The sequence below is a fragment of the Ectopseudomonas composti genome, from assembly GCF_900115475.1.
Lineage (GTDB): Bacteria > Pseudomonadota > Gammaproteobacteria > Pseudomonadales > Pseudomonadaceae > Aquipseudomonas > Aquipseudomonas composti.
The window spans coordinates 510947-535114 of record NZ_FOWP01000002.1 but is presented as its reverse complement, the minus strand read 5'-3'; the positions used below and the strand labels follow the sequence as shown (position 1 = coordinate 535114).

The window sequence follows — 24168 nt, the reverse complement described above, 5'->3', positions numbered from 1 at the left end:
AGACCGCAACATGCCCCACGACAAGGAGCGACACCATGCCCCGTTTTGCTGCCAACCTGTCCATGCTGTTCACCGAAGTGGACTTTCTGGACCGTTTCGCCGCTGCCGCCGAAGCCGGTTTCAGCGGCGTGGAATACCTCTTCCCCTATGACTTCCCGGTAGAAGAGATCAAGGCCCGTCTGGACGCCAACAAGCTGGAACAGGTGCTTTTCAACCTGCCGGCCGGTGACTGGGGCAAGGGCGAGCGCGGCATCGCCTGCCACCCGGACCGCGTCGAGGAATTCCGCGCTGGCGTCGACAAGGCCATCGCCTACGCCAAGGTGCTGGGCAACCAGCAGATCAACTGCCTGGCAGGCATCCGCCCGCAAGGCCTGGACTGCGCCACCGTCGAGAAGACCTTCGTCGACAACCTGCGCTACGCCGCTGACAAGCTGGCCGGCGCCGGTATTCGCCTGGTCATGGAAGCCATCAACACTCGCGACATCCCCGGCTTCTACCTGAACAACACCAAGCAGGCCCTGGACATCCGCGACAAGGTCGGCAGCACCAACCTGTACCTGCAGTACGACATCTACCACATGCAGATCATGGAAGGTGACCTGGCCCGCACGGTTGAAAGCAACCTGGCGACCATCAACCACGTGCAGCTGGCCGACAACCCGGGCCGCAACGAGCCGGGCACGGGCGAGATCAACTACCGCTTCCTCTTCGAGCACCTGGACCGCATCGGCTACCAGGGCTGGATCGGCTGTGAATACAAGCCGGCAACCACCACCGCTGCCGGCCTCGGCTGGATGAAGGCGCATAACGCAATCTGAGGAGAATTTCCAATGGCTAAAATCGGATTCATCGGCACCGGCATCATGGGCAAACCCATGGCGCAGAACCTGCAGAAAGCCGGTCACACCCTGTTCCTGTCCGAACATCACGACCCGGCACCTGCCGACCTCATCGCGGCAGGTGCCATTGCCCTGGCCAACCCACAGGAAGTCGCCCAGGAAGCCGAATTCATCATCGTCATGGTGCCGGACACCCCGCAGGTCGAAGATGTACTGTTCCGCGCCGACGGCGTTGCTGCGGGCGTTGGCGCCGGCAAGGTAGTGATCGACATGAGCTCGATCTCCCCCACCGCGACCAAGGCCTTCGCCGAGAAGATCAAAGCCACCGGCGCCGCCTACCTGGACGCCCCGGTGTCCGGCGGTGAAGTCGGCGCCAAGGCAGCAACCCTGTCGATCATGGTCGGTGGTTGCCCGAACGCTTTCGAACGCGCCCTGCCGCTGTTCCAGGCCATGGGCAAGAACATCACCCGCGTCGGTGGCAACGGCGACGGCCAGACCGCCAAGGTGGCCAACCAGATCATCGTCGCGCTGAACATCCAAGCAGTGGCCGAAGCCCTGCTGTTCGCCGCCAAGAACGGCGCCGACCCGGCCAAGGTGCGTGAAGCACTGATGGGTGGTTTCGCCGGTTCGAAAATCCTCGAAGTGCACGGCGAGCGCATGATCAAGGGCACCTTCGATCCGGGCTTCCGCATCAGCCTGCACCAGAAGGACCTCAACCTGGCGCTGTCAGGCGCGCGTGAGCTGGGCCTGAACCTGCCCAACACCGCCAATGCCCAGCAAGTGTTCAACACCTGCGCGGCCCTCGGCGGCAGCGGTTGGGACCACTCCGGCCTGATCAAGGGCCTGGAGCATATGGCCAACTTCAATATCCGCGGCGAGTAAAAAAGCGCCCTCTCCCCCGCCCCTCTCCCGCATGCGGGAGAGGGGAGACAAGCGGCTCGGTGTTGCACGGATTTTCAGCGTACGCCAAACCAGTCCCCTCTCCCATTTATGGGAGAGGGTCAGGGAGAGGGGCTTTGCTTCTGGCCCATCCTTTCGACCTTCCTGGCAGGAGGTGTCACGGCCCGATTGCCAGGTTGGTCGATTCCACTCCCCAGGCGCTGCCACGCGGCGCCTGCGGACTGGAATCGATCCAGCGAGAGAACATTGATCGTTCCCACGCTCTGCGTGGGCATGCATCCCGTGACGCTCCGCGTCACACACCAGCAGACGCCTGAGCGTCTCGCCAGGCGTTATCACGCGGACGTGGGAACGATCATCCAGCGTCACCCCCAGAACAAGAGAACACCACCATGACCTTCGACCCGCAACGCCTGCTGCGCGACCTGTTCGACACCGCCATCGCCGCCGCGCATCCGCGCCAGGTGCTGGCCGATCATCTGCCCGCCGACCGCAGCGGCCGCGTCATCGTCATCGGCGCCGGCAAGGCCGCTGCGGCCATGGCCGAGGTGATTGAGCAGGAGTGGCAAGGCGAGGTCAGCGGCCTGGTGGTGACCCGCTACGAACACGGCGCCGACTGCAAGAAAATCGAAGTGGTGGAAGCCGCGCACCCGGTACCGGACGATGCCGGCGAGCGTGTCGCGCGCCGCGTGCTGGAACTCGTGTCGAACCTCAGCGAGGACGACCGGGTGATCTTCCTGCTCTCCGGTGGCGGCTCCTCGCTGCTGGCGTTGCCGGCCGAAGGCATCAGCCTCAAGGACAAGCAGGCGATCAACAAGGCGCTGCTGAAATCCGGCGCCACCATTGGCGAGATGAACTGCGTGCGCAAGCACCTCTCGGCGATCAAGGGTGGCCGCCTGGCCAAGGCCTGCTGGCCGGCCACCGTGTACACCTACGCCATCTCCGACGTGCCCGGCGACGAAGCCACGGTGATCGCCTCCGGCCCCACCGTGGGCGACCCGACCACCTCGGCCGAAGCCCTGGCGATACTCGCGCGCTACGCCATCGACATCCCGGCCAACGTGCGCAACTGGCTGCAGGACCCACGCTCGGAAACGGTCAAGCCCGGCGACCCGGTGCTCGCCCGTAGCCACTTCCAGTTGATCGCCACGCCGCAGCAGTCGCTCGACGCCGCCGCAGCCAAGGCCGAAGCGGCCGGTTTGCCGGTGCTGATTCTCGGCGACCTGGAGGGCGAGTCGCGCGACGTGGCCAAGGTGCATGCCGGCATCGCCCGCCAGGTGCAGCTGCACGGCCAGCCGATCAAGCCGCCGTGTGTGATTCTCTCCGGCGGCGAAACCACCGTCACCGTGCGCGGCAATGGCCGTGGCGGGCGCAACGCCGAATTCCTTCTCAGCCTCACCGACAGCCTCAAGGGCCTGCCCGGCGTCTACGCGCTGGCCGGTGACACCGACGGCATCGACGGCTCCGAAGACAACGCCGGCGCCATCATGACGCCCTTCAGCTACGCCCGTGCCGGCATCAAGGGCCTGAGCGCCCGCGACGAACTGGACGACAACAACGGCTATGGCTACTTCGCCGCCCTCGACGAGCTGATCGTCACCGGCCCGACCCGTACCAACGTCAACGATTTCCGCGCCATTCTGATTCTCGAGAAAACCCAATGAACGCCGACAAGAAAGTGAAGATCCTCGCCACCCTCGGGCCGGCGATCCGCGATGCCGCGCATATCCGCCAACTGGTGGAAGCCGGGGTCAACCTGTTCCGCCTCAACTTCAGCCACGGCGAACATGCCGACCACGCCCAGCGCTACCAGTGGGTGCGCGAGGTGGAGCGCGAACTGAACCAGCCGATCGGCATCCTCATGGACCTGCAGGGGCCGAAGCTGCGCGTCGGCCGTTTTGCCGAAGGCAAAGTGCAACTGGTCAACGGCCAGAGCCTGCGCCTGGATCTGGACAAAACGCCCGGTGACGCCAACCGGGTCAACCTGCCCCATCCGGAAATCATCGAAGCCCTGCAGCCGGGCATGAGCCTGCTGCTGGACGACGGCCGCCTGCGCCTGAAAGTGACCGCCAAACAGGCTGATGCGGTAGACACCTGCGTCATCGCGGGCGGTGAGCTGTCCGACCGCAAGGGCGTCAATGTGCCCGAGGCCGTGCTGCAACTGTCGCCGTTGACCGAGAAGGACCGCCGCGACCTGACCTTCGGCCTGGAGCTGGGCGTGGACTGGGTGGCACTGTCGTTCGTGCAGCGCCCGGAAGACATCGTCGAAGCCCGCGAGCTGATCGGCGGCAAGGCCTTCCTCATGGCCAAGATCGAGAAACCCTCGGCGGTGATCCACCTGGAAGAAATCGCCAAGCTGTGCGACGCCATCATGGTCGCGCGCGGTGATCTGGGCGTGGAAGTGCCGGCCGAGAACGTGCCGCGCATCCAGAAGGATATCGTACGCACCTGCCGCCAGCTCGGCCGCCCGGTGGTGGTCGCCACGCAGATGCTCGAATCCATGCGTTTCTCCCCGGCGCCGACCCGCGCCGAAGTCACCGACGTGGCCAACGCCGTAGCCGAAGGCGCCGATGCGGTGATGCTGTCGGCCGAGACCGCCTCCGGCGACTACCCGCTGGAAACCGTGCAGATGATGAGCAAGATCATCCGCCAGGTGGAAAACGGCCCGGACTACCAGACCCAGCTCGACGTCGGTCGCCCGCAAGCCGAAGCCACCGCGAGCGACGCCATCAGCTGCGCCATCCGCCGCATCAGCTCGATCCTGCCGGTGGCGGCGCTGGTCAACTACAGCGAATCCGGCGCCAGCAGCCTTCGCGCCTCACGCGAGCGGCCCAAGGCACCGATCTTGAGCCTGACCCCGAGCCTGACCACGGCGCGGCGCCTGACCGTGGCCTGGGGCATCTATTCGGTGGTCAACGAACGCCTGCGCAAGGTCGAGGAAGTCACCAGCACCGCGCTGGAAATCGCCCAGGCCCAGGGCATGGCCCAGCGCGGCGAAACCGTGGTGATCACCGCAGGCGAACCCTTCGGCCAACCCGGCAGCACCAACAGCCTGAGGATCGAAACGCTGCACTGAGCCGCGCGGCTCTCCTGTAGGGTGCGCCATGCGCACCGAAAGCCGTACGCACGAATAAAAGGTGCGCACGGCGCCCCCTACACAGCTCCGTAGCCCGGATGAAATCCGGAGAATGCTCTGACCCTGCGCCCCGGATTTCATCCGGGCTGCGCGTTGTATTGATTCGTAGGGTGTCGCGGGGCCGCCTGGCCCGTGTGCACCTTGCGTCCCGTTGTCGGTGCGCACGGCGCACCCTACGAGCGGCCCCGGCATGTTGCCTCTCCCTTCCCCCGCTATCCTGCTAAGTCTGCGTGCGCTGCTCAGCGGCTTCGCCCAGATATTCCTGCAGCAGCACCCTGGCTGCGGTCTGCTGGTGCTGATCGCCATCCTCATCGGCGCCCCGGAACTGCTGGCCGGAGCCCTGCTCGGCGGCCTGACCTCGATGCTGGTCGCGCAACGCCGTGGCTACCCGTCTGCCGACATCGCCATCGGCCTGTACGGCTACAACGGTATCCTCCTCGGCTTGCTGCTCAGCCTGAAACTGCCATGGACAGCGCTGCTGCCGGTGCTGATCATGGCCAGCGCAGCACTCTCCAGCCTGCTACTGGCGCCCTGGATGCGGCGCATGCGCAAACATGGCTGGCTACCCGCCTTCACCTTCCCCTTCGTGCTGCTGGGCTGGCTGTTGCTGGCACTGGTCGCCCAATTACAGCTACCCCTCGATACGCCAGCCGGCACGGCCGCCGCGCCGCAGCTGAACGTCCTGCAGTTGCTGCTTGGCGTGCTGCGCGGCTTGGGTCAGGTCATCTTTCTCGACTCGCCCCTGGCCGGCCTGTGCCTGCTGATCGGCTTGCGCCTGGCCGATGGACGCACGGCGCTGTGGGCGGTATTGGGCTCCAGCTGCGGCTCAGCCCTGGCGCTGATTTACGGCTGGCCCAGCGATGGCGCGCTGGCCGGTCTCTACGGCTACAACGCCACCCTCGCCGCCATCGCCCTGGCGCAAACCCATCGCAGCCCGCTGCTGCCGGCCCTCGGCATTCTCCTCGCGCTGCTGCTGCAGCCGGGCTTCAGCGCCATCGGCCTACCTGCCTTGACCATGCCGTTCATCCTCGCCTGCTGGCTGATCAGAGCCGGCGCACACAGCTGGCAGCGAGCGGTACGCGACAGCACACCCGCAGGCTGAGCCCTCAAGGGCGAAACCATCACGCCACTGTCATTCAGCTGTCATCCTCGTGCCCTAGGGTCCCTGCGCATCCAAAGCAGGAGCTACCGTGATGCATGACCACCAATTGACCGACCTTGAACGCCTGACCCTGTCCCGTCGTCGCTTCATCAGCGCGGGCGCCCTGACTGGCGCCGCCCTGTTTCTTGGCGGCGGCCTGCTGGGGCGTAGTGCGCTGGCCGAGGCAGTCAGTGCCAACAGCCGCAACCCGCTGATGGGCTTCGCCAACATTGCCGCCACTAACGCCGACACCATCACCCTGCCGCCCGGCTATTCGTTCAGCACGCTGATCAGCTGGGGCCAACCGCTGCACGCCGGCGGCCCGGCTTTCAAGGGTGATGGCAGCAACAGCGCGGCCGAGCAACTGCTGCAGTTCGGCGACAACACCGACGGCATGAGCTTCTTCCCCTGGCCGGGTGACACGAACCGCGCGCTGCTGGCGATCAACAACGAGTACGTCAACTACCGCTACCTACTGCCACACGGCGAGCTGCCGAAATCCGCCGAGGATGTGCGCAAGGCGCAGAACGCCGAAGGCGTGACGGTGATCGAGATGCGCCGCCACAACGGTGCCTGGAGCTTCATCCAGGGCTCGCCGTACAACCGCCGCATCCACGCCAACCTGCCCATCGAAGTCAGCGGCCCGGCCCGTGGTCACGACCTGCTCAAGACCCAGGCAGACCCGGCCGGCATCGAGGTGCTTGGCACCTTCCAAAACTGCTCCAGCGGCCAAACCCCGTGGGGCACCTACCTGACCTGCGAAGAGAACTTCAGCGACTGCTTCGGCAGCAACGACGCCAACCTGCAGTTCAGCGCCGACCAGAAGCGCTTCAGCGTCGTACACGCCAGCGTCGACAACCAGTGGCACCGCTTCGACCCGCGCTTCGATCTGGCCCAGACCCCGAACGAGCTGCACCGCCACGGCTGGATCGTCGAGATCGACCCGTTCGACCCCACCGCCAAGCCGATCAAACGCACCGCCCTGGGCCGTTTCAAGCACGAGAACGCGGCACTGACCACTAGCCGCGACGGCCGCGTGGTGGTGTACATGGGCGATGACGAGCGTGGCGAGTTCATCTACAAGTTCATCACCCGCGATCGCCTGAACCGCAGCGACACCAAAGCCAATCGGCATATCCTCGACCACGGCACCTTGTACGTGGCGCAGTTCGACGCCGGTAACGGCGACGCCGACCAACCGCGCGGCCAGGGTCGCTGGATCGAACTCAGCGCCGGCAAGAACGGCCTGACCGCAGAGAATGGCTTTGCCAACCAGGCCGAGGTGGTGATTCGCGCTCGCCAGGCCGGTACCCAGGTCGGCGCCACGCGCATGGATCGCCCCGAATGGATCACCGTCAGCCCGCAGGACGGCCAGGTCTATTGCACCCTGACCAACAACAGCAAGCGCGGCGAAGACGGCCAGCCGGTCGGCGGCCCCAACCCACGCGCCAACAACCTCTACGGGCAGATCCTGCGCTGGCGCGAAGCGGCCGATGACGCCGCTGCCGACACCTTCGCCTGGGACCTGTTCGTGGTCGCTGGCAACCCGGTGGTGCATGCCGGCAAACCCGAGGCCGGCAGCCACGCAATCAACGCCGACAACATGTTCAACAGCCCGGATGGCGTCGGTTTCGATGGTGGCGGCCGCCTGTGGATCCAGACCGACGGCAAATACAGCAACGAGGGCGACTACGCTGGCATGGGCAACAACCAGATGCTCTGCGCCGACCCGCAAAGCGGTGAAATCCGCCGCTTCATGGTCGGCCCGGTAGGCTGCGAAGTCACCGGCCTGACCTTCTCACCGGACTACCGGACGATGTTCGTCGGCATCCAGCATCCTGGCGAAGCGGGCGGCTCGTCCTTCCCCGATCACCGGCCCGGCGTGCACCCGCGCTCGACCGTGGTGGCCATCACCCGCGACGACGGCGGCGTGATCGGCGCCTGAAGCGGGTAGCGGTACAGGACGCGAGCCTGCGCAGGGCTCGCGTCGTCTCGTTGCTCCCCATACGTACAGGCGCAGCGGGTATGATCTGGGCCGAATCACTCGTTGATAGCCCGTATGAACCCAGCGCTCGCCAACCTAACGCGGCAATGCCCATGAACACCGGCTGGCAAGGGCGCCTGTGGCTGGCCAGGGACTATTGCCTGCTCGACGGCTGCGCGGGCGATACCCACGCGCACGCCCACTACGCTCATCAGTTGATGCTGGCTCACGACGGCGAGCTGCGCCTGATGGTTGATGGCAAGCAGGTGCAAGGCCGGCGCCTGCTGGTTCCCTCGATGCAGCAGCACGCCTTCATCGAGTCAGGCCAGCCGATGTTGGCACTTTACGCCGAGCCTCTGTCATTCCGCCTGGAGCACCTACAGGCCTGGCAAGGCGAAGCCCCGACAGAACCGCAAGCCCTCGTCGAGCACTTGCGCCACTGGCCGAGACCCGCCCTTGATCGTCGCGTGGAACAGGCACTGCTCGGCATCGACGCGCTGTTGCTGGAGAAGGTCGACGCCGTCGATCTGGCGAGCCGGGTTCGCTTGTCGCTCAGCCAGCTGGAGCGCCTGTTCGGTGATCAGGTCGGCCTTTCCATCCGCCGCCTGGTGCTCTGGCGGCGCCTGCGCCTGGCGCTGGCCATGGTGTTGCGGGGCAGCAACCTCACCGACGCCGCCCATGCGGCCAACTTCGCCGACTCGGCGCACTTCTCGCGCACGGTGCGCAGCATGTTCGGCATCCAGGCGCGGGCACTGCACAACCTGCAACCGCAGCTAGTCGACTGAGCGACGCAAACCGACCGGCAGAACGGGCGCGGCGACATGCCCGGCGCGATCGACGAAGGGCTCGGCCAGCTGCGCCAGATAATCGTCAGGGTAGCCCGGCTGACTGCCGATCCCCAGATCGTCACTGGCCACCTGGTAATGGGCGTGAAAGGCCGTGCCCAGCAGACGATCCCAGAAACTGAAGAACAGCGCGAAATTCACATCCCCCGCCCGGCCATAACGCAGGTGATGGAAGCGGTGCACCGGCGCCCAGGCGAACAGATGACACAAGGGGCCGATACGCATGTCGACATTACTGTGCTGCAACAGCAACTGCACACCGATGGCGAAGGCCAGAACGCCTGCAATATCCACCGGCATACCCAACAGTATCAGCGGCAGCGTGCCCGCCAGCGCTTCCAGTCCCAGATGCAGCGGGTGCTTCATCAGGCCGTTGAGGCCATACATGCGTCGCACCGAGTGATGCACGGCGTGCAGGCGCCAGAGCCAGGCACTGCGGTGGCTGAGCCAGTGCATCAGGGTGATACCGAGGTCGGCGACAACGATCGCCATCAGTACCTGCAACCAGAACGGCCAGGCATGTGGCCAGATGTCATGGACAGGCAGCAGCGTCGCCAACAGCGGGATACTCAGCACGCCCAGACTGTTCAGTGTTTCGTTGATCGCGGCATGCCAGCGGTCGCGCCATGCATCGAGGCGCGGCTGGTTCCATTCGGGCTGATAAGGCACCTGCGCTTCGGCCAGCGTGGAAATGCCGATGGCCAGCAACAATAGAATCGGCAGGCACCACAGTCCCAGGTGCCAGTCGCCCACCAGAAAGATCGCCAGCGCGGTCAGGCCAATACTGAAACAGGGGGCGTAGAGATAACGAAGCAGTGCATCACGCATGGTGTTCTCCTCGATGATCGGAGCACACAGCCTGCTGCCAGACGCCCTCTTCAGGCTTGAACAAACCACGCATCCTTGACGCCGTTCCTACCGCAGGCGGCCTGCGCCCTCTATAGTCGGGGCTACCGCTTGAAGGCTGTCAGCAAGGGACGACACACACATGAAAGGATGGATGCTGGGCCTGAGCCTGCAACTGCTGGCCACACCGCTGCTGGCTGATGAAGTGATGACGGTGATCGGCCCGGTAGAGCAGATCGAAGTCCTCGAGATCGGCCTGGGACCCAACACGGCCGTGGACAGCTGCAAGGACCATAGCGTGAGCGCAGAGGAAGTCGCCGACTTCCTCCGCCACGCCATCGTCATCACCAATCGCCAGGAACACGACTGGTACCTCTACGGTCCCTGCTACGCCACCGGCACACTGACCAGCCGCTACGGCCAGTGGCGCTGGCTGCTGCGCAACATGGGCACCGGCTGGCTGACGGCGGTCACCGGCGAGACCTTCGTGCTGGCTGATCCGCGGGAAGAGTCGTCGCTGGGAGACGACTAAGGATCGAGCGGCAGGCACTGCCACGGTCTTGCCCTCGCGCCTCCTTCCTGCCTAGGCTGTGCTCTTTGCTTGATTTGGACCTTGCCATGGAAAACCGGCAGAGCTGGCGTCAGCGCCTTTACATCATCATCTTCGAAACCAGCACGCCAGCGGCGCAGCGCTTCGATAACTGGCTGCTGGTGGCCATCCTCGCCAGCTTGGTGGTGGTGATGCTCGACAGCATCGAGCGCTTTCACAGCCAGTACGCGGGGGTATTCAGCGCGCTGGAGTGGTTCTTCACCGCACTGTTCGCCATCGAATACGGCCTGCGCCTGTACAGCTCGCCCAAGCCGATGCGCTATGCCTTCAGCTTCTTCGGCCTGGTCGATCTGCTGGCGGTGCTGCCGGCCATCCTGGCGTTGATGTTCGTCGATGCGCAGTACCTGATGATCGTCCGGGTCATCCGTATGATCCGCATCTTCCGTGTACTCAAGCTGCGCCAGTACCTGACCCAGGCCAACTTCCTGCTGGTGGCGCTGCGCGGCAGCAAACAGAAGATCGTGGTGTTTCTGGTCAGCGTCTCGACCCTGGTCACGGTCTATGGCGCGCTGATGTACGTCATCGAAGGTCCTGCCAACGGCTTCACCAGCATTCCCACCAGCATCTACTGGGCGGTGGTGACGCTGACCACCGTGGGCTTCGGCGACATCACCCCGCAGACGCCCATCGGCCAGATGCTGGCCACGCTGGTGATGATCACCGGCTATTCGATCATCGCCGTACCGACCGGCATCTTTACCGCCGAGCTAGCCAATGCCATGCGCCAGGATGGGCTGATGGAACACGACTGTCCGCACTGCCGGAAGAACCGCCACGAGCAAAGTGCGGCGTTCTGCAGCCGTTGTGGTGGGCCGCTGTTCAGCCGGCAGACGGCCACCTTATCGTCCGCGCAAAGCGCATCTGAAACAGACTGAAGCAAAACCGATCAGCCATCGCGTGGTCTTAAAGTCGCCCTCTGGGCTATAAAGCCCGCCTTTTAAGCTGAAGGAAGCGCGCCATGGCCGTTACCACCAATGAATCCACGGCACCCGCCAAGGCTGCCTGGATTGGCCTGATTCTGGGCCCATTACTACTGCTCGTCTGCCTGGTCACCGAGCCGCCCAGCGGCCTTTCCAGCATGGCCTGGGCCACCATCGGCCTGACCCTGCTGATGGCTACCTGGTGGTCGACCGAGGCGATCCCGATCCCGGCCACTTCGCTGCTGCCGATCCTGTTGATCCCGGCGCTGGGCATCGACAGCCTCAATGCCGCCACCGCGCCTTACGCCAACCCGACCATCTACCTGTTCCTCGGTGGTTTCGTGCTGGGCCTGGCCATGGAGCGCTGGAACCTGCACAAGCGCATCGCCTTGATGACGCTGCTGGCCATGGGCAGCAAGCCGAGCAAGCAGATCGCCGGATTCATGATGGCCACGGCTTTTCTCAGCATGTGGGTGAGCAACACCGCCACCACCATCATGATGCTGCCCATCGGCCTGTCGGTGATCGGCATGCTCACCAGCGAGAAGAACACCGGCGAGGCCGAGCGTGAACGCTTCGCCACCGCACTGCTGCTGGCGATTGCTTACGCCGCCAGTGTCGGCGGTATCGCCACGCTGATCGGCACCCCACCGAATGCCCTGCTCGCCGCTTTCCTCGCCGAAAACTATGACGTGCAGATCGGCTTCGGTCAGTGGATGCTGCTGGGCGTGCCAGTGGCGGTGATCATGCTGGCATTCATCTGGTGGTGGCTGACCCGTGGCGGCTTCAACCTGGCCGGGCATGACAGCACGCAGCTGATTCGCAGCGAGTTGGCCGAACTCGGCCCGCTAAGCCGCGGTGAGAAGCTGGTGGCACTGGTGTTCGTGGTCACTGCACTGGCCTGGGTATTCCAGCCGCTGATCTCCGGCTGGGTGCCCGGCGTCAATGACACCAGCATCGCCATTGCTGCGGCACTGGCGCTGTTCATGATTCCGGTGGACGTCAAACAGCGCGTGTTTCTGATGAACTGGGAAAGCGCCAGCAAACTGCCCTGGGGCGTGCTGCTGCTGTTCGGTGGCGGCCTGTCGCTGGCCAGCGTGATTCGCAGCACCGGCCTGGCCGAGTGGATCGCCCAGAGCCTCGGTGCACTGGGCGCGCTGCCGGTGATCGCGATGATCGGCGTGGTGGTGCTGGTGATCATCTTCCTCACCGAAGTCACCTCCAATACCGCCACCGCTGCTGCCTTCCTGCCGCTGCTTGGGGCGCTGGCCGTATCGCAGGGCATGCCGGCCGAGCTGCTGGCGATTCCTGCCGCCATCGCTGCCAGTTGCGCCTTCATGATGCCAGTGGCGACGCCGCCCAACGCCATCGTGTTCGGCACCGGGCACATGAAGATACAGTCGATGATCAAGGCCGGCTTCGTCCTCAACCTGTTCGGCGTGGTGCTGGTGACAGTGATCAGCTACCTGCTGGTGGGCATGATCTGGGCGCATTGAGCACGGATCACAGCCAACGAAAACGGCGCCTTCGGGCGCCGTTTTCGTTAGTAGACAAATGTAGGTCAGGTGAAACCCGCCGGATTGGAGGTGGCGGGTTTCACCCGCCCTACGCGATCAGTGGTTCTGGTACTGGCGAAACAACCCGGGCGGAATGCCCGAGCTATCGGTTTCCTTCCACGGCCCGCCGGCTTGCGACGACCAGCTCCAGCCACCGTCCCAGCGGTAGAACACGCGCTCACGGTAGTAGAGATCCCGCGTACCTTCGACCACGTAGACGCCCAGCGCCGGGTTCCAATGGCTTTTCACCCCAGGCGGCGGCGCATAGCGCGGATGCGATGGCTGTTGCACCGGTGGCAGATCGCCGACCGGTGCGCTCGGCTGCTGCAAGACGCAGCCACTCAGGCCAAGCCCGAGTGCACAGGCCAGCGCCAGGCGCTTCACTGGGCCTGCCCATCGCGGCTGTCGATCAGCAGCGCCTGCACGTCACGAGCGGTATTGGCAACCGGGCCGGTCTTGCCGGTCCATTCACCCTGGGTGGCATTGCCAGCGCGGGAAACGCGGGCCACCAGCTGTACCTGATCGAATCGGGAAATCTTCAGTTCGGGCATCATCGCATCCACATCGGAAAGGCTGACTTGCACCGGCAGGTCGGAGACCTTCAACCGTTTGACTGCCAAGGGCATCGGCGGGCCGCTGAGCGCGCGGGCGAAGACGAATACGGCATCGTCCGGCTGCACGTTCTTCTGTACCTCCGGCGACAGCGACACGTTGACCTCCAGCGCATGCACCTTGGCACTCGGCGCAGTGGCCGCACTGGACTGCTCGCCCTCGCCCATCTGCTGGCGGGCGCGTTCGATGCCGCCAACGATGGCTGCACGGGACGGGTCCTGCTCCGGCAATACAGCGACCAGGCGCTCCCAGTAACGCACCGCATCAGCATAGCGCTGACTTTCATAGGCCGCGATGCCGAGCAGGCCAAGGCTGGTGACCTCCTGCGGGTCTGCCTTCAGTGCCTCATCGGTGAGGGCCTGTAGTTGCTCGTTCCACTGTTTGCCTTCGGCGAAGTACAGCGCCTGCGCCCACTGGCCGAGCAGCTCCGGCGCACGCCCGGCAATCTCAACGGCGCGCTCGAATGCCTTGGTGGCATCGCTGGCGCGCTCCTGGGCCATGTAGGTACGGCCGAGGAAGTACCAGGCTTCAGCGGAGTCCGGCTGCTGCTTGACCGTTTGCTCCAGGCGCGCGGTCATCTCCTCGATGCTTTGCGGCTGCGCAGCGGCCATCTGCCGGGTCTGCTCGACCTGATCGATGGCGCCCCAGTGCAGGTACAGGGCCACGCCCAGCACCGGTACCAGCAACGCCGAGATCAGCGGGATCTTGCCGCCCAGCACGCTGCTGCGGCGCTGCACGCCTTCGGTGTCGTCGAGCAGCTCGCGCGCGGCCTCGGCGCGACCGGCCTGCAGCTGCGCATCATCGAGCACGCAGGCCTGGCGCTGGACTTCCAGCTCCTGCAGACGCTCCTGATAGAGGGTGACGTTGAGTGCTGTGCGGTCTTCTTCGGCCTGCAGCTTGCGAATGCGCAGCACCGGAATCAGCAGAAACGCCAGGGCGGTCAGCAACAACAGCCCGGCGGGCAACCAGAAATCAATCATCGGTCTTTCTTGTCCTGAGAGGCTTGGTCGAGCAGCGCGGCGAGACGCGCCTGCTCATCAAGGGAGAGGCCAGCGGCCGAGCGATTCTTCTGCTCGCCACGGCGGCGCAGAACGATCACTCCGAGCACGCCGAAGCCCAGTACCAGCAGGCCGGCAGGGCCATACCAGAGCAGCAGCGTGCGGCTGGTCAGCGGCGGTTTGTAGAGCACGAAATCACCGTAGCGCGAGACCAGGAAATCGATGATTTCGTCATTGCTCTTGCCCTCTTCGAGCATGCGGTAGATTTCGTTGCGCAGGTCCATGGCAATCGGCGCGTCGGAGTCGGCGATGTTCTGGTTCTGGCACTTCGGGCAACGCAGCTCTTCGACCAGGTTGCGATAACGCTGGCGTTCGGCCTCGTTGGCGAACTCGAAGGTGTCGATAGCAGCGTGCGCGCTGGCCAGCAGGCCGAGCGCCAGGCCAGCGGAAATCAGCAGGCGCTTCATGGCTGGGCCTCGTCGACCAGTTGCTGATAGACCGGCGCCAGTTGCTCACGCCAGATACGCTCGTCGATGGCACCGACGTACTTGTGGCGGATGATGCCCTTGGCGTCGATGAAGAAGGTTTCCGGCGCACCGTACACGCCCAGGTCGAGACCGAGGCTGCCCTTGGCATCCTCGATATTGAGCTGGTAAGGATTGTGCAAGTCACGCAGCCACTTCTGCGCCGGCTCGCGCTGGTCCTTGTAATTGATGCCGTGGATCACCACACTGGCTTCGGCCAGCTTGTTCAGCACCGGGTGCTCGTGACGGCAGGCCGGGCACCAGGTGGCCCAGACGTTGACCAGAGCAGGTTTGCCCTTGAGGTCATCCTGGGTCAGGGTGCGCTCAGGGTTGTCCAGCGCCGGCAGGCTGAAGGCCGGGAACGGCTTGCCGATCAGCGCCGAGGGTAGCTCGGACGGATCGAGAAACAGGCCGCGGTAGAGAAATACCGCGATGCTGAGAAAGGCCAGCAACGGCAACAGCAGCAGCAAACGTCTCATGCGTTGGCCTCCTGCAAGCCCAGAGCATCACGCACACGGGTTCTGACCTTGATCCGGTAGCGCTTGTCGGCCGCGGCGAGGAAGCCGCCGAAGGCCATCAGCAGACCGCCGAGCCAGATCCAGCGTACGAAGGGTTTGATGTGAATACGCACCGCCCAGGCGCCCTGCTCCAGCGGCTCGCCCAGGGCGACGAACAGGTCGCGGGTAAAGCCGGCATCGATGCCTGCCTCAGTCATGGTCGACTGTTGCACGGTGTACAGGCGTTTCTCCGGGTGCAGCACCTTGATCTGCCGCTCGCCGTCGAAGACACGCACCGTGCCCTTGTCGGAGATGAAGTTGGGGCCTTCGTGATGTACGGCACCGTCGAACTGGAAGCGATAGCCAGCCAGCTCTACCGATTCACCCGGCGCCATGCGCAGGTCGCGCTCGTAGCTGCCCAGGCTGGTGAGCACCACACCCAGCGCGCACACGGCAAAGCCCAGGTGCGCCATCTGCATGCCCCAGTAGCTGCGGGTCAGGCTCGGCAGCCCCTTGATCAGGCCCTTGTGACGCGTCTTGTCGAGGATGTCGCGCGCACCGGCCAGCACCACCCAGAAGGCCAGCAAGCAGACCGCCAGCACGGCCCAGTGGAAGTCGCCATGCACGAAGGTGGCGATCAGCGCCAGCACCACGCTGGCGATCAGCACCGGGGCCAGCATGCGCCCCAGCCAGCTCAGCGGGGTGTCCTTCCAGCGCACCAGCACGCCGACGGCGATCACCGCCATCAGCAGCGCCATCAGCGGCAGGAACAGCGCGTTGAAGTAAGGCGGGCCAACCGACAACTTGGCGCCGGTCAGGGCATCGAGCACCAGCGGGTAGAGGGTGCCGAGCAGGATCATCGCGGCCGATACCACCAGCACGATGTTGTTGACCAGCAGCAGCGTTTCACGCGACCACAAGCCAAAACCGACTCGACTCTTGACCACCGGCGCGCGCACGGCGAACAGCGCCAGCGAGCCGCCAACCACCACCAGCAGGAAGGCGAGGATGAACACGCCGCGCTCGGGGTCGGTGGCAAAGGCGTGTACCGAGGTCAGGACGCCGGAACGCACCAGGAAGGTCCCCAGCAGGCTCAGGGAGAACGCGGCGATGGCCAGCAGCACCGTCCAGCTCTTGAACACGCCGCGCTTTTCGGTCACAGCCAGCGAGTGAATCAACGCCGTACCCACCAACCAGGGCATGAACGAGGCGTTTTCCACCGGATCCCAGAACCACCAGCCGCCCCAGCCCAGCTCGTAGTAGGCCCACCATGAGCCCAGAGCGATGCCGATGCCGAGGAAAGCCCAGGCAACGATAGTCCACGGCCGCGACCAGCGCGCCCAGGCGGCGTCCAGCTTGCCGCCGAGCAATGCGGCGATGGCGAAGGAGAAGGCGACCGAGAAACCGACATAGCCCATATACAGCATCGGCGGATGCACGATCAGGCCGAAGTCCTGTAGCAACGGATTGAGGTCGCGGCCATCAGCAGGCGCGTTCGGCAGCAGGCGCTCGAAGGGGTTCGAGGTAACGATCAAAAACAGCAGGAAGCCGATGCTGATCATGCCCATCACCGCCAGTACGCGGGCGAGCATCTCTTCCGGCAGGTGGCGCGAGAAGATCGCCACGGCGAAGGTCCAGCCGGCGAGGATCAGTGCCCACAGCAGCAAGGACCCTTCGTGCGCGCCCCATACCGCGCTGAATTTGTAGTACCAGGGCAACGCCGTGTTGGAGTTGTTGGCTACGTAGGCGACGGAGAAGTCGTCGACCATGAAGGCATAAGTCAGGCACAGGAAGGAGAACAGCAGGAAGGCGAACTGCCCCCAGGCAGCCGGCTGCGCCAGGCTCATCCACTGGTGATCACCACGCCAGGCACCGATCAGCGGCAGTGTCGCCTGCACCAGGCACAGGCACAGCGCCAGGATCATCGCCAGATGGCCGAGCTCGGGGATCATTGTGCACTCTCCTGCTGATAGCCCTGTTTGGCGGCTTTGGCCTCATTGTGCTGCTGCATCATTCCGCTCTTTTCCAGTGCCTGCATGACTTCAGGCGGCATGTAGTTCTCGTCGTGTTTGGCCAGCACCTCGTCGGCTACCAGCACACCTTCTTCGTTGACCCGGCCGAGGGCGACGATGCCCTGCCCCTCACGGAACAGATCCGGCAGGATGCCGCTGTAGCGGATGGTCACGCCGTGCGCACCATCGGTGACGACGAAGTCCACTTCCAGTGAATCGGCCGAGCGCTTCAACGAACCCTCTTCCACCAGGCCGCCGGCACGAATGCGCGTATCGACCGGCGCCTCGCCATTGGCGATCTGGCTCGGGGTGTAGAACAGGTTGATGTTCTCCTGCAATGCGGTCAGCGCCAGGGCCAGGGCGATGCTGACGCCGCAGAGGATGGCCAGGACGATGTACAGACGTTTTTTGCGAACCGGATTCACTTCGACTTCTCCCGGCGCAAACGGCGCGCCTCGTCTTGCAGGTAACGGCGACGCGCCAGAATCGGCAGCGCCACATTCAATGCCAGGATCGCCAGGCTGATGCCGTAGGCGCTCCAGACATAGGCGCCATGGGTACCCATGGCGAGGAACTCGGAGAACGAGGAAAAGCTCATGCCTTGCCCTCCACCAGGTTTTGCACTTCGGTTTTCACCCAACTGCTGCGCGCTTCGCGCTTGAGCACTTCAAGACGCATGCGATAGAGCAGCACGGCGCCGAAGAAACAGTAGAAACCCAGCACCGCCAGCAGCAACGGCAGCCACATCTCCACCGGCATGGCCGGCTTTTCGGTGATCTTGAAGGTGGCGGTCTGGTGCAGCGAATTCCACCACTCCACCGAGTACTTGATGATTGGAATATTGACCACGCCAACGATGGCCAGCACGGCGCAGGCCTTGGCAGCGCTGTCGCGGTTGCTGATGGCGTTGCCCAGGGCGATGACGCCGAAATAGAGGAACAGCAGGATCAGCATGGAGGTCAGGCGTGCGTCCCAGACCCAGTAGGTGCCCCAGGTCGGCTTGCCCCAGATTGCCCCGGTAAGCAGCGCGATGGCGGTCATCCAGGCCCCGATGGGGGCAGCCTGCTGCAGCGCGACGTCGGCCAGTTTCATCTTCCATACCAGGCCGACCAGGCCGGCGACGGCGAGCGTCACGTAGATGGACTGAGCGAGAAAGGCGGCAGGAACGTGGATATAGATGATGCGAAAGCTGTTGCCCTGCTGGTAGTCCGGCGGCGCGAACGCCAGGCCCCAGACAAGACCCGCGGCGATCAGCAACACGGCAGCGATGCTGAGCCAGGGCAGCCAACGGCCGCTCATCTCATAGAACCACTTTGGGGAACCCCATTTGTGAAACCACGTCCAGTTCATGCTCGACTCATTATTCAGGCCTGATCCGGCGGTTATCCGGTTCAGATGTCAGTCACGGTTCGTTGTTATTCGCCGACGCTGATGGTCAGACCAGCGGCAATCGCAAAAGGTGTCAGGGTCACCGCCAACGCAGTGAGGCTGGCCAGCCATAACAGATGACCGGTCGCCGGCAGTCCTTGCAGGGCCGCCTGCAACGCCCCGCTGCCAAGAATCAGCACCGGGATGTACAGCGGCAGAATCAGCAGCGCCAGCAGCAGCCCGCCGCGCTTGAGACCGACAGTGAGCGCCGCGCCCACCGCACCGAGCAGGCTCAGCACCGGAGTGCCGAGCAGCAGGGAAATCAGCAGCACCGGCAGGCAACGCCCGGGCAACCCGAGCATCAGCGCCAGCAAGGGCGCCAGCAGAACCAGCGCCAGCCCACTGAACAACCAGTGTGCCAGCACCTTGGCCAACACCAGAAGAGGCAGGGGGTGCGACGAAAGGACCCACTGCTCGAGTGAGCCATCTTCGAAATCACTGCGGAAAAGCCCGTCCAGCGAGAGCAGCACGGCCAAAAGCGCCGCCACCCAGACCAGGCCGGGGGAAAGGGTTTGCAACAATTGCGTCTCCGGCCCTACCGCCAACGGAAACAGGGCGATGACGATGGCGAAGAACACCAGGGGGTTGGCCAGGTCGGACGGACGGCGCGCCAACAGGCGCATTTCGCGCGACAGCAGCTGAGTGAAGACGTTACTCATGCGGCGTGCTGCCCCAGGTCCAGATCGCGGTAGGTCGCCGGCTTGTGCTGCAAGCTGTGGTGGGTGGTCAGCACCACCACGCCGCCGCGCTCGCAATGGCTGGCCAGGTACGCTTCGAGCTGCGCCACACCGCCCTTGTCCAACGCGGTGAAGGGTTCATCGAGCACCCACAATGACGGCGTATCGGCCAAGTACAAGCGTGCCAAGGCCACACGGCGCTGCTGACCGGCCGACAGGGTATGACAGGGAACGTCCTCGAAACCGCGCAGGCCGACCGCCTCCAGCGCCTGCCAGATGGCCTCGCGGCTGGCAGGACGGTGCAATGCGCAGAGCCAGGCCAGGTTCTCTTCAGCTGTCAGCAGGCCCTTGATACCAGCGGCATGGCCGATCCACAGCAGGTTGCGCGCCAGTTCGCTGCGTTGCTCGGACAAGGCCTTGCCCTGCAACAGGATGTCACCGGCAGTCGGCTGGCGCAGGCCGGCGATCAGCCGCAACAGACTGGTCTTGCCGCTACCGTTGGGCCCACTGATCTGCAGCATGTCGCCGGCGTCGAGACGAAAGGCCAGTTGCTCGAAGAGCATGCGCCAGTCCCGCTCACAGCTGAGCGCCACGGCTTCTAGAAGGGGAACGGGACGGGTCATCGATACCTGGCAGGGTTAAAGTCGACGGTGCTCCGGCCGCTATACTGACGCGTGCCGGAAGTACTATGCGCAGCGGGGCGGCATTATACATGGCGTACCACTGTCCCCGCAGTCAGCATTTTCGACAGGGTGTGAATCGAGTAGGGTGTGTCATGCGCACCCGCAGTCGAGACTGCCGGGTGCACCAGCAAAGGACGGAGCCTCACGAAATCCCATGAGCGAAATCAGCAGTCCACGCCCGCTCCCCCCTTCGGCGCCCGTCATCCGTAATACGGCGACGGCCGCCGATATGGCCGTGCGCCTGCTGCAACCGCTTGAAGGCATGCTGGCCACCGGCGAAAGCGCCAAGGCCGAAGTGATCGCAGTGCGCGAACAGGCGCAAAGCTTCCAATTGCTGCTCAAACTGACGCTGGAAGGCGGCCGGCAGGCGACCGTGCAGGCCGACAGTTCACGGCCACTGGTACAAGGTACGACCCTGACCGTGACCGCCCTCTCCGACACGCGCCTGAGCGTGTTGCTGCAACCCGGTGGCGACAAGGCCCTGACGCAACTCGACCTGCAGCAACTGCCACCCGGCACGCTGGTGCAAGGCAAGGTCGTCAGCAACGTCCCGATACCAACGCAGAATGCCCAGGCGATCTATCGCCTGGTGGTCAACCTGCTCAACACACCGCTGGCCAGCAACAAGCTGGCCATCGACAGCCCCCTGAACCTGCCGCTAGGCAGCCTGCTCAGCGCTCAGGTGCAAGGCAGCCAGAGCCTGGCCTTTCTGCCGCTCAGTGGCCGCCTCGATCAACTGGTACTGGGCCAGCAACTGGCCGCACAACAGAACCGCCAGGCCTCGCTGGAAGGGCTGTTCAAAGGCCTGCAAGGGTTGGCTGGAACTAACGAAGCACTGCGCGGCAGCGTCGAAAAACTACTCGGAGCCCTGCCCGACAGCACCCAACTCAGTACCGCCAAGGGCCTGGCGCAGGCACTGGAAGGCAGCGGCGTGTTGCTCGAAGCCAAGCTGTTGCAGGGTCAGACAAGCGCCCTACCGCAGGACCTGAAGGCCAACCTACTGCGGCTGATCGCCCAACTGATGCCGCAGTTGCCAGGCAGCACCGCCCCCCTTGCCGGCCTGCAGAGCGCGCTCAGCCAGAACCTGCCCAACCTGGCTCGGCAACTGCTCGGGGTGGGCGCAGCCGGGTCGGCGCGTCAACAGGCGCTTACCTTCCCCCTGCCCTCGCGCCTGCTGCAGAACATGGATGGCGAAGCCGATCTGGAAACCCTGCTCAAGCTCGCCGCAGCGGCTGTTTCACGGTTGCAGACCCATCAACTGTCGAGCCTGGCGCAGACCCAGGTCGATGCCAACGGCAACCTGCTGACCACCTGGCAGCTGGAGCTGCCCATGCGTCATCAGCAGGAAGTGATTCCGCTGCAGATCAAGTTGCAGCGTGAGGAACAGAACGCCAAGGGCGAGAAGAACGAAACCAAGGAAACGCTGTGGCGAATCGACCTGGCCTTCGACCTCGATCACCTGGGGCCTCTGCAAGTGCGTGCCCAATTATTGCGCGGCAGCCTCTCCAGCCAGCTCTGGGCCGAACGTGCCGACACCGCATCACTGATCACTGCCGAACTGGGCAACCTGCGTGAGCGCCTGCAAGCCACCGGCCTGGAAGTCGGCGAGCTGGCCTGCAGCCAGGGCATGCCGCCACAAGGGCCGAAAACCTCGCTGGAACAACGCTGGGTGGATGAAACCGCATGAGCCGCAAGCAGCAGTCCGAGGCACGTCAGGCCATCGCCCTCAACTACGACGGGCAGACCGCACCTGTACTCAGCGCCAAGGGCGATGACGAACTGGCTGAAGCCATCCTTGCTATCGCCCGCGAGTACGAAGTACCGATCTACGAGAACGCCGAACTGGTGCGCCTGCTGGCACGCCTTGAACTCGGCGATGCGATTCCCGAATCGCTGTATCGCTGCATCGCCGAAATCATCGCTTTCGCCTGGTATCTCCAGGCTAAAACACCTGCAGGCTTCACCTCGGCTCAGGAAGGCGAGCGCGACGTCACCCCGCCGCTGCCGCGTCTGGGCGGGCCAGGCGGGAATACCCTGTAGGAGCGAGCCCTGCTCGCGAAGCTTCCGGCTTTGCCTGCGTTCGCGAGCAGAGCTCGCTCCTACAGTTCAGCTTGTCTATTGCGTCTTCGGCCGATGCAACCGGCTGATCAGCTCGGCCTCGGCTGTGCTCAGGCCGCAGGACTGAGTGAGATCGTCGACGCTGGCGCCCATACCGACCAGGCGGGCGGCCTGGGTGAAGGAGAGACTATTGGGGTCACGCTGCTCGATCTGGCTGACCTTGTCCGGCAGCGGTGCCACCACGCGACGCAGCTCGTGCAGCTCTTCGCCCATGCGAATGCTGCCGGTCAGGTAGGCATCAAGGCGCTTGTTCAGCTCCTTGATCCGCGCGTCGCGTACAGCGTCACGCTTGGCCTGCTCAGCCAGCAAACGCTGCTGGTTGCGAGACAGGCCATGGCAGACGATACCCAGTGCCACGCATAGCAGCGCCACGAAGGCCAGGGCCGCAGCAAGCATGGCAAACTCGGACATGGCTCAGATGCTCTCCAGCTCCGACCACTCTTCCTCGGACATCATCTTGTCCAGTTCGACCAGGATAAGCAGCTCGCCGTTCTTGTTGCATACGCCCTGGATGAACTTGGCCGACTCGTCGTTACCGACGTTCGGTGCGGTCTCGATCTCGGACTGACGCAGGTAAACCACTTCAGCCACGCTATCGACCAGGATGCCAACCACCTGCTTGTCTGCCTCGATGATGACGATGCGGGTGTTGTCGGTAACCGGCGCCGAACCCAAGCCGAAGCGCTGGCGGGTATCGATGACGGTGACCACGTTACCGCGCAGGTTGATGATGCCCAGCACGTAGCTCGGTGCACCCGGTACTGGAGCGATCTCGGTGTAGCGCAGGACTTCCTGTACCTGCATCACGTTGATGCCGTAGGTCTCGTTGTCCAGGCGAAAGGTCACCCACTGCAGAATCGGATCTTCGGCACCTTGTGCAGAACTTTTCTTCATGTCCCTAGCCTCGTCAAAAACCGCTCAGTGCGGCATGCGCGGGTCGACCCGCTTGTCATCAACTATAGAGCCCGTTGGCACAGGCTCACCAATTCTCAATGCAGTTTTCCGCCATTCAGGCGTTTAGCGCCACCGCTGGCAATCAATTCGGCCAGCGCCGCCACATCCAGCAGGGCACACATGTGTTCGATCACCGTACCGGCCAGCCAGGGACGTTGAGTACGCTGACTGCGCCACTTTACCTCGTTCGGGTCGAGGCGAATCGAACGGCTGACCTGATGCACCGCCAGCCCCCACTCATAGCCTTGTACAGAGATAACGTACTGCAGGCCTTCGCGGAAGTCTTCGCGGTAACGGTCCGGCATCACCCAGCGTGCCGTATCCAGCACTTTCAGGTTACCGGCCTGGCTCGGCAGAATACCGAGGAACCACTCCGGCTGACCGAACAGCGGTGTCAGCTCCTGGCCTTCGAGCGGATAGATCGAACCCAGGCAGATCAGCGGAACGGCCAGGGTCAGCCCGGCGACATCGAACAGCAGGCATTCGAACGGCTCTTCGGCCCATGCCGGACGGCCATCAGCCAGAAGAGCAGCCGGTTGCGGTGTCAATTCAGCGACTGTGGCGACCTCTGGCGGCGCTTCCTCGACTACCGGGACCTTCACCGGCGCCAGCAACTCCAAAGGTGCAACGTCCACCTGCACCTGCGGTTCGATCACCGTGGCGAGCGCAACCGGGACAACGACAGGCGCTACCGGCTCGACCAATCGTGCATCACGCACCTGCTCCTCAAGCACCGCAGCCTCGAATTCGTCGAGACTGACGGACAGCTCCAACTCGGCAGCCGCATCCTGCAGCAGACCATCGAGGTAGGACTGCAGGGCGAGCTGGGAACGTGTGGCAGTGGCGAGGTTACGACTCATGACTGAAACCCGGGATAAGATCTTTACA

General features: G+C 64.2%; 26 protein-coding genes. 12 read left to right on the top strand and 14 right to left on the bottom strand.

Annotated features, from left to right (window positions below; translation table 11 throughout):
- Positions 1 to 35 precede the first annotated feature (35 nt).
- The 7 genes from hyi (at position 36) to BM059_RS06010 (ending at position 8785) form a co-directional block, all read left to right on the top strand.
- Positions 36 to 818, top strand: coding sequence for a hydroxypyruvate isomerase (hyi, locus tag BM059_RS06040; protein WP_037002801.1), 783 nt, complete (start codon positions 36 to 38; stop codon positions 816 to 818).
- Positions 819 to 830: 12 nt separating this feature from the next.
- The gene (locus tag BM059_RS06035) at positions 831 to 1721 is read left to right on the top strand and encodes a 2-hydroxy-3-oxopropionate reductase (protein ID WP_074937399.1); all 891 of its coding nucleotides are present in this window, start codon (positions 831 to 833) and stop codon (positions 1719 to 1721) included.
- 410 nt (positions 1722 to 2131) lie between these two features.
- Complete coding sequence (locus tag BM059_RS06030) at positions 2132 to 3403, top strand: glycerate kinase type-2 family protein (protein ID WP_074937398.1); 1272 nt, start codon at positions 2132 to 2134, stop codon at positions 3401 to 3403.
- Positions 3400 to 4815 carry a pyruvate kinase gene (pyk, locus tag BM059_RS06025; RefSeq protein WP_074937396.1) on the top strand — a complete coding sequence of 472 codons (1416 nt, stop codon included), beginning with the start codon at positions 3400 to 3402 and terminating at the stop codon, positions 4813 to 4815. The genes BM059_RS06030 and pyk overlap by 4 nt, the downstream gene beginning before the upstream one ends.
- A gap of 250 nt (positions 4816 to 5065) precedes the next feature.
- On the top strand, positions 5066 to 5977 hold the full coding sequence (locus BM059_RS06020; protein ID WP_074937395.1) for an urea transporter: 912 nt from the start codon (positions 5066 to 5068) through the stop codon (positions 5975 to 5977).
- A 91-nt stretch (positions 5978 to 6068) separates the two neighbouring features.
- Positions 6069 to 7961, top strand: coding sequence for a PhoX family protein (locus tag BM059_RS06015; protein WP_074937393.1), 1893 nt, complete (start codon positions 6069 to 6071; stop codon positions 7959 to 7961).
- 152 nt (positions 7962 to 8113) lie between these two features.
- Complete coding sequence (locus BM059_RS06010; RefSeq protein ID WP_074937392.1) at positions 8114 to 8785, top strand: helix-turn-helix domain-containing protein; 672 nt, start codon at positions 8114 to 8116, stop codon at positions 8783 to 8785.
- On the opposite strand, the gene BM059_RS06005 is transcribed toward BM059_RS06010, so the two are convergent.
- Positions 8774 to 9673: a sterol desaturase family protein gene (locus tag BM059_RS06005; protein ID WP_074937390.1), complete on the bottom strand. Its 900-nt coding sequence runs from the start codon at positions 9671 to 9673 to the stop codon at positions 8774 to 8776. The two genes, BM059_RS06010 and BM059_RS06005, sit on opposite strands and share 12 nt — an antisense overlap.
- A gap of 160 nt (positions 9674 to 9833) precedes the next feature.
- On the opposite strand from BM059_RS06005, the gene BM059_RS06000 reads away from it, so the two are divergent.
- The 3 genes from BM059_RS06000 to BM059_RS05990 all read left to right on the top strand — a co-directional run bounded on the left by BM059_RS06000 (position 9834) and on the right by BM059_RS05990 (position 12717).
- Positions 9834 to 10223 (top strand): hypothetical protein, encoded by a 390-nt coding sequence (locus BM059_RS06000; RefSeq protein ID WP_074937388.1) that lies wholly within the window; start codon positions 9834 to 9836, stop codon positions 10221 to 10223.
- Positions 10224 to 10309: 86 nt separating this feature from the next.
- On the top strand, positions 10310 to 11176 hold the full coding sequence (locus tag BM059_RS05995) for an ion transporter (RefSeq protein ID WP_074937386.1): 867 nt from the start codon (positions 10310 to 10312) through the stop codon (positions 11174 to 11176).
- An 83-nt stretch (positions 11177 to 11259) separates the two neighbouring features.
- Positions 11260 to 12717 (top strand): SLC13 family permease, encoded by a 1458-nt coding sequence (locus BM059_RS05990; RefSeq protein ID WP_074937384.1) that lies wholly within the window; start codon positions 11260 to 11262, stop codon positions 12715 to 12717.
- Positions 12718 to 12834: 117 nt separating this feature from the next.
- Here the strand turns inward: BM059_RS05990 and BM059_RS05985 are convergent, their stop codons facing one another.
- The 10 genes from BM059_RS05985 to ccmA all read right to left on the bottom strand — a co-directional run bounded on the left by BM059_RS05985 (position 12835) and on the right by ccmA (position 20148).
- Positions 12835 to 13161, bottom strand: coding sequence for a hypothetical protein (locus BM059_RS05985; RefSeq protein ID WP_074937382.1), 327 nt, complete (start codon positions 13159 to 13161; stop codon positions 12835 to 12837).
- Positions 13158 to 14369 carry a c-type cytochrome biogenesis protein CcmI gene (ccmI, locus tag BM059_RS05980; RefSeq protein ID WP_074937379.1) on the bottom strand — a complete coding sequence of 404 codons (1212 nt, stop codon included), beginning with the start codon at positions 14367 to 14369 and terminating at the stop codon, positions 13158 to 13160. The genes BM059_RS05985 and ccmI overlap by 4 nt, the downstream gene beginning before the upstream one ends.
- Positions 14366 to 14854: a cytochrome c-type biogenesis protein gene (locus tag BM059_RS05975; protein ID WP_074937378.1), complete on the bottom strand. Its 489-nt coding sequence runs from the start codon at positions 14852 to 14854 to the stop codon at positions 14366 to 14368. Before BM059_RS05975 ends, ccmI begins: the two co-directional genes overlap by 4 nt.
- Entirely contained in the window at positions 14851 to 15390 is a 540-nt protein-coding gene (locus BM059_RS05970) for a DsbE family thiol:disulfide interchange protein (protein ID WP_074937374.1), read from the bottom strand. The genes BM059_RS05975 and BM059_RS05970 overlap by 4 nt, the downstream gene beginning before the upstream one ends.
- A complete protein-coding gene (locus BM059_RS05965; protein ID WP_037002827.1) occupies positions 15387 to 17360 on the bottom strand; it encodes a heme lyase CcmF/NrfE family subunit in 1974 nt (657 codons plus the stop codon). The genes BM059_RS05970 and BM059_RS05965 overlap by 4 nt, the downstream gene beginning before the upstream one ends.
- Positions 17357 to 17845, bottom strand: a complete 489-nt coding sequence (ccmE, locus tag BM059_RS05960) for a cytochrome c maturation protein CcmE (RefSeq protein WP_037002828.1) — start codon at positions 17843 to 17845, stop codon at positions 17357 to 17359. Before ccmE ends, BM059_RS05965 begins: the two co-directional genes overlap by 4 nt.
- Positions 17842 to 18018 (bottom strand): heme exporter protein CcmD, encoded by a 177-nt coding sequence (gene ccmD, locus BM059_RS05955; RefSeq protein ID WP_037002829.1) that lies wholly within the window; start codon positions 18016 to 18018, stop codon positions 17842 to 17844. Before ccmD ends, ccmE begins: the two co-directional genes overlap by 4 nt.
- Positions 18015 to 18770 carry a heme ABC transporter permease gene (locus tag BM059_RS05950; protein ID WP_037002831.1) on the bottom strand — a complete coding sequence of 252 codons (756 nt, stop codon included), beginning with the start codon at positions 18768 to 18770 and terminating at the stop codon, positions 18015 to 18017. Before BM059_RS05950 ends, ccmD begins: the two co-directional genes overlap by 4 nt.
- Positions 18771 to 18835: 65 nt before the next feature.
- Complete coding sequence (gene ccmB, locus BM059_RS05945) at positions 18836 to 19507, bottom strand: heme exporter protein CcmB (RefSeq protein ID WP_037002833.1); 672 nt, start codon at positions 19505 to 19507, stop codon at positions 18836 to 18838.
- A complete protein-coding gene (ccmA, locus tag BM059_RS05940) occupies positions 19504 to 20148 on the bottom strand; it encodes a cytochrome c biogenesis heme-transporting ATPase CcmA (RefSeq protein ID WP_074937372.1) in 645 nt (214 codons plus the stop codon). Before ccmA ends, ccmB begins: the two co-directional genes overlap by 4 nt.
- Before the next feature lie 214 nt (positions 20149 to 20362).
- On the opposite strand from ccmA, the gene fliK reads away from it, so the two are divergent.
- Entirely contained in the window at positions 20363 to 21895 is a 1533-nt protein-coding gene (gene fliK / locus BM059_RS05935; RefSeq protein WP_074937370.1) for a flagellar hook-length control protein FliK, read from the top strand.
- Positions 21892 to 22248, top strand: a complete 357-nt coding sequence (locus BM059_RS05930; protein WP_074937369.1) for an EscU/YscU/HrcU family type III secretion system export apparatus switch protein — start codon at positions 21892 to 21894, stop codon at positions 22246 to 22248. The genes fliK and BM059_RS05930 overlap by 4 nt, the downstream gene beginning before the upstream one ends.
- Positions 22249 to 22323: 75 nt before the next feature.
- Here BM059_RS05930 and BM059_RS05925 read toward each other — a convergent pair whose 3' ends face one another.
- The 3 genes from BM059_RS05925 to BM059_RS05915 all read right to left on the bottom strand — a co-directional run bounded on the left by BM059_RS05925 (position 22324) and on the right by BM059_RS05915 (position 24140).
- Positions 22324 to 22737, bottom strand: a complete 414-nt coding sequence (locus BM059_RS05925) for a DUF2802 domain-containing protein (protein WP_074937367.1) — start codon at positions 22735 to 22737, stop codon at positions 22324 to 22326.
- Positions 22738 to 22740: 3 nt separating this feature from the next.
- Complete coding sequence (locus BM059_RS05920) at positions 22741 to 23220, bottom strand: chemotaxis protein CheW (RefSeq protein ID WP_003243242.1); 480 nt, start codon at positions 23218 to 23220, stop codon at positions 22741 to 22743.
- 95 nt (positions 23221 to 23315) lie between these two features.
- The gene (locus BM059_RS05915; protein WP_074937365.1) at positions 23316 to 24140 is read right to left on the bottom strand and encodes a CheW domain-containing protein; all 825 of its coding nucleotides are present in this window, start codon (positions 24138 to 24140) and stop codon (positions 23316 to 23318) included.
- Between the last annotated feature and the right edge of the window lie 28 nt (positions 24141 to 24168).